Source organism: Pirellulimonas nuda, from assembly GCF_007750855.1.
Taxonomy (GTDB): domain Bacteria; phylum Planctomycetota; class Planctomycetia; order Pirellulales; family Lacipirellulaceae; genus Pirellulimonas; species Pirellulimonas nuda.
Genome location: NZ_CP036291.1, coordinates 357,361 through 369,526, shown reverse-complemented (window position 1 = coordinate 369,526; position 12,166 = coordinate 357,361). Strand labels below are relative to the sequence as shown.

Sequence of the window (12,166 nt, the reverse complement as noted above, 5' to 3'; positions counted from 1 at the left end):
TCGCACCGCGACGGGGCGGAGCCCGTCGGCTAGTCACTGTGCTTGCTCTTGCAGCGCAGCACGCAGCCGCTGCGTCGCTATTTCGGGGGCCAGCACATTCAGCCCCAGCCCCGTGGCCAGCTCGGCGCCGGCGAGCGATCCCACCCGGGGGACGATCTCGAGCCGCCAGTGGTAGGCGGCGTCCGAGACGCCGCCGGGTTGGGTCTGGACCAACCAGTTCAGCCCGTGCGGGGCGATCGCGGCCTCGATCAGGGGGACCAAGCGGCCCAACATGTCGCTCAGCTCCAGCAGCGCATCGGCCTCGGCGACCCACTGCTCAAAACGCGGCGCGTGCCCTCGCGGCATGACCCACGTTTCGCATGGCTGTCGGCCCGCGGCGGGGCACAGGGCGATCAGCCGCTCGGTCTGGGCGACCACACGCACGCCGGCGGCGCGTTCGCGTTCGATCAGGTCGCACGTGGCGCAGTGGCCGTGGTCGCGGAAGAACCGCTCGGCGCGTCCAACCTCTTCTACTACCAGCCCGGGCAGTTCTTCCAGCGCGATCAACTGGCTGTGGACGTGCCCCAGCGAGGCGCCCGCCGACCGGCCCTGGTTCTTGAACACCAGCCGGTACGCAAAGCGGTCGTCGTCGGCCGCGGCCTGCAGGCGGCGGCCCGCGAGCGTCAGCGCGGCGCGCAGCTCCCGTGGGGTCATCTGACCGACACGGTCGATGTGGCGGGGGGACTCGATGAGCACCTCGTGCAGCCCCGGCGCTAATCCTTGCTCGGGCTGGCCGACGGCGGGGTACTTGTTGGGGATCGCCCGGGCCAGCCAGGCGCCGTCGCCGGCCAGCAGTTGGTCGAACGGGTCCGGCGTGCGGTGTTCGGCGCCGGCGCAGAACGGGCAGCCCTCGCCCGTGGGCCCGGCGCCCGACGCGGGGTCGAGGTCGTTCGGCCTACCGGCGCGGCTCTCCGCCAGCAGCGTCCGCCGGCCGGTGAGGGGGTCGTCGCGCTGCGGGCCCAAATCAAGACTCCGATGATGGGGTGGCTGGGGTCGCAGGCGTTGGCCGGAGCCCCCAGCAGCGGCTCGAACTACCGCAGCGACTCGATGGCAAACGCCTGGGGGCTCCGCTTCGCTTCGACCCCAGGCACCCACCGCGCACTGGTCATTGGGGCTTGGTCATTGGTCATTTTCATCAAAACTGCATCGCGGGCTCGCGCTTCCGCGACATCAGCCGCTGGTACAGCTCAACATACTTATGGGCGCTGGCGTCCCATGTCCAGTCTTGGGCCATGCCGGTGCGGACGATTTGTTCCCACAGCCCGGGCGCCACGTAGGCCCGCAGGGCGCGGTCGATGGTGCTGCTCAGGGCGTACGACGACGCGTCGGCGAACGAGAAACCGTTGGCCGTGCCGTCGGAGATCGCCCCCGGGTTGGCGTCGGTGATGGTGTCCGCCAGGCCGCCGGTTTCGCGGACGATGGGCACCGCGCCGTAGGCCAGGCTGTACATCTGGTTCAGCCCGCACGGCTCGTAGCGGCTGGGCATCAGGAACATGTCGGCGCCCGCCTCGATGCGGTGCGCCAGCGGGTTTGAGAAGCCGATCTTCACGGCGATCCGCTCGGGGAACTCCGCGGCGAGCTGCCGCAGGCGGTTCTCGTAGTGCGACTCGCCCGTCCCCAAGAACACCCACTGGGCGTCGACGTCGCGGGCGTAGCGCGGCAGCAGGTCGCACACCAGGTCGATCCCCTTCTGCTCCGCCAGGCGCCCGATGCTGGCAAACAGCGGGCTGCCGGCCCGCTGCGGCAGGTTCATCTCGGCCTGCAACGCCTGCTTGCACTGGCGTTTGCCTTCGGCGTAGTTGTCGATCGAGTAGTTGGCGGCCAGGTGCGCGTCGGCAGCCGGGCTCCACTGCTCGCTGTCGATGCCGTTGAGGATGCCGAACAGGTCGGCCGATCGGTCGGACAGCACCCCCTCCAGGCCGCAGCTCATCGGCTGCGATTGGATCTCTTCGGCGTAGCGCGGGCTGACGGTGCTGAGCATGTCTGCGAACACCAGGGCCGTCTTCATGAAGTTGAGCTGGCCGTAGAACTCCATCTGGCGCCAGTTGAAGTGCTCCCAGCCCATGCCGGTGAGCTCCATGTCCCAGTGCCAGAAACTCCCCTGGTAGGCGAGGTTGTGGATGGTGAACAGCGTGCCGACGTTCTGCAGCGCCTCGGGCAGGCCGGGCGTGGTCTTCAGGTAGGCCGGCAGCAGGCCGGTGGGCCAGTCGTGGCAGTGGAGCACGTCGGGCGCCAGGTCGAGGCGGGTGACCGCCTCCATCACCGCGCGGTTGAAGAACACGAACCGCTCGCAGTTGTCGTGGTAGTCGCGGTCGTTCTCGCGGTACAGCTCTTGGCGGTTGAAGTAGTAGTCTTGCTCCACCAGGTAGACCGGCACGGCCGAGCCCGGCAGCGTGCTGCGCAGCAGCTCGCCGGCCACGGTGCGCTTGCCGACGGGCACCTCGAAACGGATGCCGGTGGGCTCGATCGGCTGGCCCGACTCGAGCGTGTGGCGGAAGCCGGGCAGGATCAGGGTCGGACGCATGCCGAGCCGCTCAAGGGCCATCGGCAGGGCGCCGCAAACGTCTCCCAGGCCGCCGGTCTTGCAGAACGGCACGGCCTCGGTGGTGGCGAACAGGATATTCACGCGGCACGCCTCGCGACGGTGGGGAGGATGATCGACGAGAGACCGCCGGCCCGAGGGCACGCGGTTCCTTGACCGTAACACAATCGGGGCAAAGCGCGTAGTTTCTCCAGGCCGAAGGGTCGCGGCAGGGCGGATGACGGGCGGGGCGGCCCTTGCGGGTGCTCCAGGCGGTATAATTGGAAGGTGGGAGGAAGGGTGAGCGTGCCGAGTACCAGGGTGGAGGAAAGTGGCATGACAATTGAAATCAGTGCAGAGAACCTAGCCAAGATCGACGCCGCGGTGGCGAGCGGGGCGTTCGCGTCGCGCGAGGAGGCGGTGAGTGCAGCGATCGCACGCGGGCTGCCGGCCACAACGCCCGGCTACCGGACACAGCCGATCCGGTCGATGGAGGAGGCGGTTGCGTGGGTTGCTGACCTGAAGAAGTGGGTAGCCACACTTCCTCCTGGCCCAGCGAACTTCGATGATAGTCGGGACAGCATCTACTCCGGGACAATGGATGATACTCGATGACACCAACCTGCTGAGGGCTACGAAATGACGATTGAGATCAGCCCACATTGCATCGAGAAACTCGACGCTGCGATTGCCTCGGGCGTCTTTGCTTCACGACAAGACGCTGTGGAATCACTTGTTTTGGAGAACTTGCCAGACCCAGTGGCGCCGATGACACGCCCGATACGCGCACAAGAAGAAGCAGACGCTTGGGTCGCCGAGCTGAAAGAATGGGTAGCGAACCGACCGGGGGTCGACCACTTCGTGGACGATAGCCGTGAGTCAATCTACCAGGGGCGTGGCGAGTGATCTTGTTCGACACGAACATCCATGTCCGGCTGGGCAACCCGACGAGCGATCCGCAGGGTGTCGCGATCGCGGCCGCTTCCGGCTGATGTCGCAACCTTCTTGAAGCGGCACCCGAGGCAGTAGCTCACCCTCGCGCCGAGGCGTAGCTCGGCGGCTATTGCGGTCTCGTTAAACCGCTGCTCACGCGACTAAGCGCCCAGCACCTGCGCCACCGCCGCGCACAACCGGTCGACGTTCGCGGGGGTCACCCCCGCCACGTTCATCCGCCCCGAGCCGACCATGTAAATCGCGTGCTCGCTCTTGAGCTTGGCGACCTGCGGCTCGGTCAGGCCGGAGAAGCTGAACATGCCGCGCTGGTGGGCGATGAAGCCAAAGTCGCCCGGCGCGCGGTGCTCGGCGAGCTTGTCCACCAGCAGCTTCCGCATGCCGTTGATGCGGCCGCGCATCTCGGCGAGCTCTCCCTCCCACTGCTTGCGCAGCTTGGGGTCGCCCAGGATGGTGGTCACCAACGCGGCGCCGAAGGCGGGGGGGTTCGAGTAGTTGGCGCGGATCGCCCGCTTCACCTGGCTCTGCACTACGGCGCAGCGGCCGGCGTCCCCGGCGACAAACGTCGCGGCGCCGACGCGTTCGCGGTACAGCCCAAAGTTCTTGCTGTACGAGCTGCACGCAACCAGCTCGGCGCTCGGGCGGGTGAACTCCCGCAGCCCCGCGGCGTCCTCGCTCAGCCCGTCGCCGAAACCCTGGTAGGCGAAGTCGAGCACCGGCAGCACGCCGGCGGCGTACACGGCGTCGGCGATTTGCTTCCACTGGTCGGCGGTGGGGTCGATGCCGGTGGGGTTGTGGCAGCAGCCGTGCAGCAGGATGGCGTCCCCCGCGGGCATCTTCTTGATGGCGGCCAGCATCGCCGGCAGGTCGAGCGCGTTGGCCTGCGGGTCGAAGTAGGGGAAGGTCTTGGTAGGGACCCCGGCCGCGGCGAAGATCGCGGGGTGATTGGCCCAGGTGGGCGTGGTTAGCCACAGCGTCGTCGACGGCAGGTTCTGGTGCAGGAAGTCTCCCACCACCCGCAGGGCGCCGGTGCCGCCGGGGGTGTGCGACGTCGCTGCCCGGCCGCTCTCGACGACTTCGTGGCCCTCTCCCCAGGCCAACTGCTGGACCGCCAGCCCGTAGGCGGGGTCGCCCGGGATCGGCAGGTAGTTCTTGGTGTCGGACCGCTCAACCACCCTGCGGCTCGCCTCGACCACGGCCGGCAGCACCGGCGTGCGGCCCGCCTCGTCCTGGTAGACGCCCACCCCCAGGTTGATCTTGTCCGCGCGCGGGTCGGCCTTGAAGGCGTCGGTCAGCCCCAAAATGGGGTCCGGGGGAGCACTCACTACTGACTGAAACATCACCACCCTCGAATCCAAGAACCAACCAGCTAAGCTAGCTGTAGCAGACAACGCTTGGCCCAATAGCAGCCGACCTACGGTCGGCGCGAACCAACGACGCATCATAAAGCCCCAGCGCAACCCACAAACAGGGTCGAACCCTCCTATGCCGTCTCCAAAAACCGGACTCTGGCTGATCGGCGCCCGCGGCGGCGTGGCGACGACCGCGGCGGTCGGCTTGGCGGCGGTCCGGCGTGGCCTGACCCGTCCCACCGCCCTGGTGACCGAGCTGCCGATGTTCGCCGGCTGCGGGCTGACCGGGTGGCCCGACCTGGTGCTGGGGGGGCACGACATCCGCCAGGCCCCCGCCGCAGAAACGGCCGAGGCGCTGGCTGCTTCGAACGCGATCGACCGCGACCTGGTAGACGCCACCCTCCCCGACCTCGACCGCTACGACGGCGAGGTCCGCCCCGGGGTGCTGCACCGCAGCGGGTCGACGATCGAGGGCCTGGCGGACGAGGGGTTCTCGATCGCCGCCGACTCGCCCCGCGGGCAGATCGAACAGGTGAAGCGCGACCTCCGCGATTTTCAGGCACGCCACAAGCTAGAGCGCGTGGTCGTGATGCTGGTCGCCTCGACCGAACCCGCGACCCCGACCGAGCTGCTGCCGGAGCGTTGGCGTGAGTTCGACGCCACGCTGGAGAACCACTCCACCTGCCTGGCCCGCGCCAGCACGCTGTACGCGATCGCGGCGCTGGAGCTGGCCCAGCCGTTCATCAACTTCACCCCGTCGCTGGGGTCGGACTGTCCTGCCCTGAGAGAGCTGGCGACCGAACGCGGCGCCGTGCACATGGGCCGCGACGGCAAGACGGGCGAGACGCTGCTCAAGAGCGTGCTGGCGCCGATGTTCGCCCGCCGCAACCTGGAGGTGATGAGCTGGGTGGGGCACAACATCTTCGGCAACATGGACGGCCAGGTGCTGGACGACCCCGTGAACAAGGCCGCCAAGGTCCGCAGCAAGGACCACCTGCTGGGGGAGATCCTTGGGTACGACCCGCAGACGCTGGTCTCCATCGAGTACATCCGCAGCCTGGGGGACTGGAAGACCGCCTGGGACCACGTCCATTTCCGTGGTTTTCTCGGCACCCCGATGACGCTGCAACTCACCTGGCAGGGCTGCGACTCGGCCCTAGCGGCGCCGCTGGTGCTGGACCTGGCGCGGCTGGCGGCGCGTTCGGCGGAGCGTGGCGAATCGGGCGAGCTGACCCACCTGGCGAGCTTCTTCAAGAGCCCCCAAGGGGGCCCGACCGCCGACTTTGTGAAGCAGTATGACCTGCTGGAGTCGTGGGCGGCCGGCGCTTCGCTTTAGCCGTCAGCTTTCAGCGGTCTGCTTTTGACGCGCCAAGCGAACCCAATAGCCGCCGACCTAGGGTCGGCGCTTCTCGAATGCGCGCCGATCCTAGGTCGGCGGCTTTGGAACGAGGAACCCGAGCGTCATAAAGCTGACCGCTGAAAGCTGAAAGCTGAAAGCTAACCACTGCTTCGTTCCGATCAGGAAAGCTGTAGCGGCCGCGCGTTCTTTGCCGATTCATCTTGACTAGCATTGCGGGTAGTTGCTTCAATGCGCGCACGACGGGTGAGGGGCGTCTGACGACGCCCTGCCCCGAGTGCAAAACGTTGTCCGCCTTTCCCGCCAAACGCGCCCGAGGGAAAGGCAATCCAACACGGGCGCACCCACGGAAGGAGCCATCCTCAATGGCAACGCAGAAGAAGGCCGCTACGACCCGGTCCACCAAGCCGAAGACCGCTTCCTCGAAGACGACCACGTCGAAGACGGCCAAGCCGGTCGCGAAGAAGTCGACGAAGAAGAAGGCCGCCGCTAAGCCGGCCGCGACCAAGACGGCGGCCGCCAAGCCCGCCGCCAAGAAGTCGACCAAGAAGAAGGCCGCCAAGCCGGCCGCCGCGAAGAAGCCGGCGACCCGCTCCACCGGCGCCAAGCCGGTAGCGAAGAAGTCGACCAAGAAGAAGGCGGCTGCGAAGCCCGCCGCCAAGCGCGCCCCCGCCAAGCGGGCGCCGAAGACCGCCGCGAAGTAGTTCGCACCGCGGGCTTTTGTAAGTGAAACATGCGCAGGCCGGCCGGGCGATTTCGCCCCGCCGGCCTTGCTTTTTGATGGAGCGGTCAGCTTTCAGCGGTCAGCTTTCAGCTTTCAGCGGTCAGCTTTCAGCGGTCAGCTTTCAGCGGTCAGCTTTTTGGGAAGCGAGCCGCGCCCAATAGCCGCCGACCTAGGGTCGGCGGCTATTGGGCGTCTGCTGCTGGTCGTCGCGCGTTCCGAGCTGAAAGCTGAAAGCTGACCGCTGACCGCTAAGCGCTAAGCGCCCCAGGCGCCCGCAAAGCCGGCCCTTGCTCTTTCTGCTCAAAAAGCCCATTCTTTCGGGCTATGACTGAAAACGAGGAATTGCAATCCCCCCCCGCCGAGCCTTCGGCGGATGACAACGGCCAGCCCGCCCCCGAGTCGCCTAGCGCGACGTTCCAGGGGATGGGTCTTTCCGACACCATGCTGGCGTCGCTCAAGAACGCCTGCTACGACACCCCGTCGCCGGTCCAGGCCGGGGTGATCCCGGTCGCTTTGCAGGGCAAAGACGTGCTCGGCCAGGCCCGCACCGGCACCGGCAAGACGGCGTCGTTCGGCATCCCCATCCTTGAGATGCTCGCCGACAACGGCCGCGGCGCCCCGCCCCAAGCCCTGGTGCTGGCGCCCACCCGCGAGCTGGCCGTGCAGGTGCGCGACGAGATCGACAAGCTGGCCCACGGCCGCAAGGTGCGCACGCTGGCCGTGTACGGCGGCAAGCCGATCAAGGGGCAGGTCGACAAGCTGCAGCGCGGCGCCGAGATCGTGGTCGGCACCCCGGGCCGTGTGCTCGACCTGCTCGCCCGCGGCTTCCTGGTGCTGGAGCAGCTCCGCTGCGTCGTGCTGGACGAGGCGGACCGGATGCTCGACATCGGTTTCCGCCCCGACATCGAGAAGATCCTCCGCAAGTGCCCCCGCCAGCGGCAGACCCTGCTGCTCTCGGCCACGCTGGCGCCCGGCGTCCAGCGGCTGGCGCGGCAGTACATGATCGAGCCGACGATGCTCGACTTCAGCCCCAAGACCGCCACGGTCGACACGATCGAGCAGTTCTACTTCACCGTCGACGAGCGGAAGAAGTTCGAGCTGCTGGTCCGCCTGCTCAAGCGGGACGACCCCGCCCAGGCGATCATCTTCACCCGCACCAAGCGGGGCGCCGACAAGGTCTACACCAAGCTCACCGGCAAGGTGAAGTCGGTCGACTGCATCCACGGCGACCTGAACCAGAGCCAGCGCGACCGCGTGATGCGCAAGTTCCGGGCCGACGAGGTCACCCTGCTGGTGGCGACCGACGTCGTGGGCCGCGGCATCGACGTGAGCAACATCAGCCACATCGTCAACTACGACATGCCCCAGAGCTCCGACGACTACGTCCACCGCGTGGGACGCACCGGGCGGATGGGGCGTGACGGGGTCGCCTACACGTTCGTGACCCCCGAGCAGGGCGGCGAGCTGACGCGGATCGAGATGCTCATCAACAAGGAGCTGACCCGCGACCAGATCGAGGGCTTCGAGGCCGCGGCGCCCGTGGCGCAGAAGGCCACCGAGCAGCGGCAGGCGCGTTTCTTCGGGATCAAAGGAGAATCGCAGGCGCCCCCCGCTCCGGCGGAACCCGCCGCGCCCGTGGAGCCCGCCGAGCCAGAACCCCCGAAACCCGCCCCGTTCGGCAAGCGTCCTAGGAAGCGCCACCGCAAGGCGCTTTAGCGGCGCGGTCGAGCGCCTGAGGCGCGCACAGCGTCGGTAGCTGCCGACCTACAGTCGGCACGTGCTTGGTTTCTAGAAGCTATTGCGCGACCCGATACTCGAACGCGCCGACCGTAGGTCGGCAGCTATTGGCGTCTTGCGATCTTCAGACCGCTTCGACGTTCTCCCTGCCCTGCCACACCCTTACTCCGCCTCAGCAGCGCTCTGCTCCAACCGCCGACGCGCCTCTTCGGCCCAGGGGCTCTCTGGGGCGATCGCCAAGAAACGCCGCCAGTGGTCGATGGCTTCTGCCGTGCGTCCCAGGTCTTCCAGCGTCAGGGCCAAGTGGTAACGGGCGTCCGCAAAGTCCGGGTGGCAGTCGAGGGCGCCGCGGAAGCTGGCCGCGGCAAGCTCCAGCTCTCCCTGCTCGGCCAGCACGCAGCCCAGGTTGGCGCGGGCCTCGACGTAGTCTTCGTCCTGCTCAAGCGTGGCGTAGTAACGCTCGCGGGCGGCGGGCAGGTCGCCCACGCGGTACAGCAGCTCCGCCAGGGTAAACTGGTCGGCGGCGTCCCCCTGGCCGCTCATCAGCACGGCGCGGCAGGCGGCGATGGCGCCCGCCACGTCTCCGGCCGCCTCTAGCTCCGCGGCCGTGTTGCGGGCGCCGTCGGCGCAGAACTCCCGCTCCAGGTCACGCGGCGTGGTCAGTTGCAGCACGTCGGCGGGTTCGTCTACGGATGCGTCGAAGTTCAGCAGCCGCTGCCCGCTGGGCTCGGTTAGGTCGTCGCCGCGGCGGACCCGCAGGGCGCCGTCCTCCACCACGATCGAGAGCTGCACCAGCGGCCGGTCGAGCTCCGGCGCGGCGGCCTGCAGCTCGGCGACCAGGCGGTCGATCCGCGCCGCCGAGCAGCCCGCCGCCAGCAGCTCGGCCAGCCGACGGGCGACGGCGGCCTCGCCAAAGTCAAAGTAGGGCATCCGCCCCACGGTGCGCGCGGCCCGCAGGTGGCCGCGGCCGACCCAGCGTCGCAGCATGGCGGGGGGGACGCCGACCATCTCGGCCAGCATCGCCGGCGTGTAGAGGCTGCGGACCCCCTGCTCACTCTCGATCAGCCCCAGCCGCTGCCAGAGCTGCGTCTCGGAAACGATTTGGGCCGATTCAATCAGCGCGGCGTCGTCGCCGAGCACGGACCGCCAGTCGGCGGTTTCGTCCCCCACCACCAGCAGCGTGACCGACGCGCTGACCCCCCGCGCCACCTCGGCGCCCGCCTGTCGCACCAGCGCCGCCGCGTCGCGGCGCGGCATGCTAGCGAGCGGCCCCACGAACGCGACACGCTCGCCCTCGAGCGTCAGGTTGGAAGGGGTAGTCGACATGTGATGTAAGTTCGGCGGGCTGTTGGCTCGCGTCTGGGGGGCGGAACACCGAATGTCGGCCCCCCTCCCCCCCCTGTCAACGCTTGCCGGACGGGGCAGGCGCGCCAACACTCAGGGTAACGCCCCCAGGCCCGCCCCTCCGTAGGAAGCCCCTATGCGACTCTGTTCTCTCGTCGTGCTCGCTTCACTGGCCCTGAGCGCCCGCGCCCAGTCGATCGATTTCGCGCTCCCCAACGTCTACGGCAAGCAGGTCCGACTGGCGGATTTTGACGACAACGGCCTGGTTGTGGTCGCTTTCCTGGGCGTCGAGTGCCCGCTGGCCAAGCTGTACGGCCAGCGGCTGGCCCAGATGGCGCAAGAGTACGAGGCCCGCGGCGTGGCGTTCATCGGCGTCGACTCCAACCGGCAGGACTCCCTCACCGAGCTGGCCGCCTACGGCCGCCGGCTGGAGATCCCCTTCCCGCTGCTCAAGGACAACGGCGCCCAGGTGGCCGACCTGCTGGGCGCCCAGCGGACGCCGGAGGTGTTCCTGCTCAACCGCCAGCGGGAGGTGGTCTACCAGGGCCGGATCGACGACCAGTACGGCGTGGGCTACATCCGCGACGCCCCGCAGGTGAACGACCTACGCGACGCGATCGACGCGGTGCTGGCGGGCGAGCTGATCGCGAACGCCAAGACCCACGCGCCGGGCTGCGTGATCGGGCGCGGGGGCGAACCCGACGAGTCGAGCCCCGTGACCTACAGCAATCAGATCGCCCGCGTGTTCCAGAAGCACTGCCTAGAGTGCCACCGCAACGACGAGATCGCCCCGTTCGCGCTGACCGACTACGACGAGGCGGCCGGCTGGGCAGAGACCATCGCCGAGGTGATCCGCGACCAACGGATGCCCCCCTGGCACGCTGACCCGCAGTACGGCCACTACCACGGCGAGCGGCTAATGACCGCCGAAGAGAAGCAGTTGGTGTACGACTGGGTCGAGGCGGGCGCCCCGCAGGGCGACCCGGCCGACCTCCCCGAGCCGAAGCAGTTCGTCACCGGCTGGCGGCTGCCGCGCGAGCCCGACCTGGTGGTGCCGATGCGCAGCGTCCCCTACGAGGTCGCGGCCGAGGGGGTCATCGAGTACCAGTACTTCGCGGCAGACCCCAAGCTTACCGAAGACAAGTGGATCCAGGCGGCCGACATCGTGCCGGGCTGCCGCGGCGTGGTGCACCACGTGATCGTGTTCATCAGCCCGCCGGGCGAAGAGGGGCGTCGCGGGCTGGGGTGGCTGGGCGCCTACGTCCCCGGTCAGAGCAGCATGGAGCTGCCCAAGGGCCAGGCGCGGTTGATCCCCGCCGGCTCGAAGCTGATCTTCCAGGTCCACTACACCCCCACCGGCAGCGTCGAGAAAGACCTCACCAAGCTGGGCCTGGTGTTCGCCGACCCCGACACGGTGACCGAAGAAGTGGTGACCATGTACGCCGCGAACGGCAAGTTCGAGATCCCGCCGGGGGACTCCAACTACCCGGTCAAGGCGGCCATCGAGCGGTTCCCCGCCCAGGGGAAGCTGCTGGGGATGGGCCCCCACATGCACGTCCGCGGCAAGAGCTTCCGCATGACCGGCGTCTGGCCCGACGGCGCCCAGAAGGTGCTGCTGGACGTGCCGGCCTACGACTTCAACTGGCAGCACGGCTACGGGCTGAAGGAGTCGATCCCCACCGTGCCCGGCTTCCGCGTCGAGTGCCTGGCCCACTTCGACAATTCGAAGGGGAACCTGGTGAACCCCGACCCCACCGCCGCGGTTCGTTGGGGCGACCAAACCTTCCAGGAGATGATGATCGCGTTCTTCGAGGTGGCCGTGCCGCGCGGCAGCCTGCGGACCGACGAGAAGGTAGGCCGGCAGATCACCCCCGAGGCCGTGACCAGAGCCCAGGCGACCGCCGACAAGCTGTTCGAACGCTTCGACCACAACCGCGACGGCCTGCTGCAACGCGACGAGATGCCCGACGCCTTCCGGCTGTTCGCCTTCGAGCGCCACGACCTGGACGGCGACAAGTCGATCAGCAGCGAAGAAGCGTTCGAAGCGGCGCTGGAGCGCGAGCGAAGAACGGGACGCGGATAAGTAGAGATCGAACACTCTGATCGTCAGACCGCGTTAGCACGCTTCTAGTGGCAGAGTA

Annotated in this window: 10 protein-coding genes; 6 read left to right on the top strand and 4 right to left on the bottom strand. The window is 68.2% G+C overall.

What is annotated here, in order from left to right:
• Positions 1-33: 33 nt before the first annotated feature.
• Positions 34-1,002, bottom strand: coding sequence for a galactose-1-phosphate uridylyltransferase (locus tag Pla175_RS01410; protein ID WP_197527194.1), 969 nt, complete (start codon positions 1,000-1,002; stop codon positions 34-36).
• A gap of 172 nt (positions 1,003-1,174) precedes the next feature.
• Entirely contained in the window at positions 1,175-2,665 is a 1,491-nt protein-coding gene (glgA, locus tag Pla175_RS01405) for a glycogen synthase GlgA (RefSeq protein ID WP_145280601.1), read from the bottom strand.
• A 231-nt stretch (positions 2,666-2,896) separates the two neighbouring features.
• On the opposite strand from glgA, the gene Pla175_RS01400 reads away from it, so the two are divergent.
• Together Pla175_RS01400 and Pla175_RS25760 are read left to right on the top strand one after the other, a co-directional pair.
• Positions 2,897-3,175 carry a ribbon-helix-helix domain-containing protein gene (locus Pla175_RS01400; RefSeq protein WP_145280600.1) on the top strand — a complete coding sequence of 93 codons (279 nt, stop codon included), beginning with the start codon at positions 2,897-2,899 and terminating at the stop codon, positions 3,173-3,175.
• A 153-nt stretch (positions 3,176-3,328) separates the two neighbouring features.
• On the top strand, positions 3,329-3,466 hold the full coding sequence (locus Pla175_RS25760; protein WP_197527193.1) for a hypothetical protein: 138 nt from the start codon (positions 3,329-3,331) through the stop codon (positions 3,464-3,466).
• A gap of 188 nt (positions 3,467-3,654) precedes the next feature.
• Here the strand turns inward: Pla175_RS25760 and Pla175_RS01395 are convergent, their stop codons facing one another.
• On the bottom strand, positions 3,655-4,851 hold the full coding sequence (locus Pla175_RS01395; protein WP_145280598.1) for an amino acid aminotransferase: 1,197 nt from the start codon (positions 4,849-4,851) through the stop codon (positions 3,655-3,657).
• Positions 4,852-4,996: 145 nt separating this feature from the next.
• Here Pla175_RS01395 and Pla175_RS01390 point away from each other — a divergent pair, with 145 nt between their 5' ends.
• The 3 genes from Pla175_RS01390 to Pla175_RS01375 all read left to right on the top strand — a co-directional run bounded on the left by Pla175_RS01390 (position 4,997) and on the right by Pla175_RS01375 (position 8,660).
• The gene (locus Pla175_RS01390) at positions 4,997-6,199 is read left to right on the top strand and encodes an inositol-3-phosphate synthase (RefSeq protein ID WP_145280596.1); all 1,203 of its coding nucleotides are present in this window, start codon (positions 4,997-4,999) and stop codon (positions 6,197-6,199) included.
• Positions 6,200-6,585: 386 nt separating this feature from the next.
• Entirely contained in the window at positions 6,586-6,924 is a 339-nt protein-coding gene (locus Pla175_RS25755) for a hypothetical protein (protein WP_197527192.1), read from the top strand.
• 362 nt (positions 6,925-7,286) lie between these two features.
• Entirely contained in the window at positions 7,287-8,660 is a 1,374-nt protein-coding gene (locus Pla175_RS01375; RefSeq protein ID WP_391527850.1) for a DEAD/DEAH box helicase, read from the top strand.
• Between the two features lie 183 nt (positions 8,661-8,843).
• On the opposite strand, the gene Pla175_RS01370 is transcribed toward Pla175_RS01375, so the two are convergent.
• Positions 8,844-10,007, bottom strand: coding sequence for a tetratricopeptide repeat protein (locus tag Pla175_RS01370; protein ID WP_145280586.1), 1,164 nt, complete (start codon positions 10,005-10,007; stop codon positions 8,844-8,846).
• 154 nt (positions 10,008-10,161) lie between these two features.
• Here Pla175_RS01370 and Pla175_RS01365 point away from each other — a divergent pair, with 154 nt between their 5' ends.
• Positions 10,162-12,108 carry a redoxin domain-containing protein gene (locus tag Pla175_RS01365; protein WP_145280584.1) on the top strand — a complete coding sequence of 649 codons (1,947 nt, stop codon included), beginning with the start codon at positions 10,162-10,164 and terminating at the stop codon, positions 12,106-12,108.
• Positions 12,109-12,166: the final 58 nt, after the last annotated feature.

Excerpts from the sequence above, each read along its gene's own strand:
- Pla175_RS01365 (WP_145280584.1), top strand. The coding sequence starts at position 10,162 with ATGCGACTCTGTTCTCTCGTCGTGCTCGCTTCACTGGCCCTGAGCGCC.
- Pla175_RS01395 (WP_145280598.1), bottom strand. The coding sequence starts at position 4,851 with ATGTTTCAGTCAGTAGTGAGTGCTCCCCCGGACCCCATTTTGGGGCTG.
- Pla175_RS01400 (WP_145280600.1), top strand. The coding sequence starts at position 2,897 with ATGACAATTGAAATCAGTGCAGAGAACCTAGCCAAGATCGACGCCGCG.
- Pla175_RS25755 (WP_197527192.1), top strand. The coding sequence starts at position 6,586 with ATGGCAACGCAGAAGAAGGCCGCTACGACCCGGTCCACCAAGCCGAAG.
- Pla175_RS01370 (WP_145280586.1), bottom strand. The coding sequence starts at position 10,007 with ATGTCGACTACCCCTTCCAACCTGACGCTCGAGGGCGAGCGTGTCGCG.
- Pla175_RS25760 (WP_197527193.1), top strand. The coding sequence starts at position 3,329 with ATGACACGCCCGATACGCGCACAAGAAGAAGCAGACGCTTGGGTCGCC.
- Pla175_RS01390 (WP_145280596.1), top strand. The coding sequence starts at position 4,997 with ATGCCGTCTCCAAAAACCGGACTCTGGCTGATCGGCGCCCGCGGCGGC.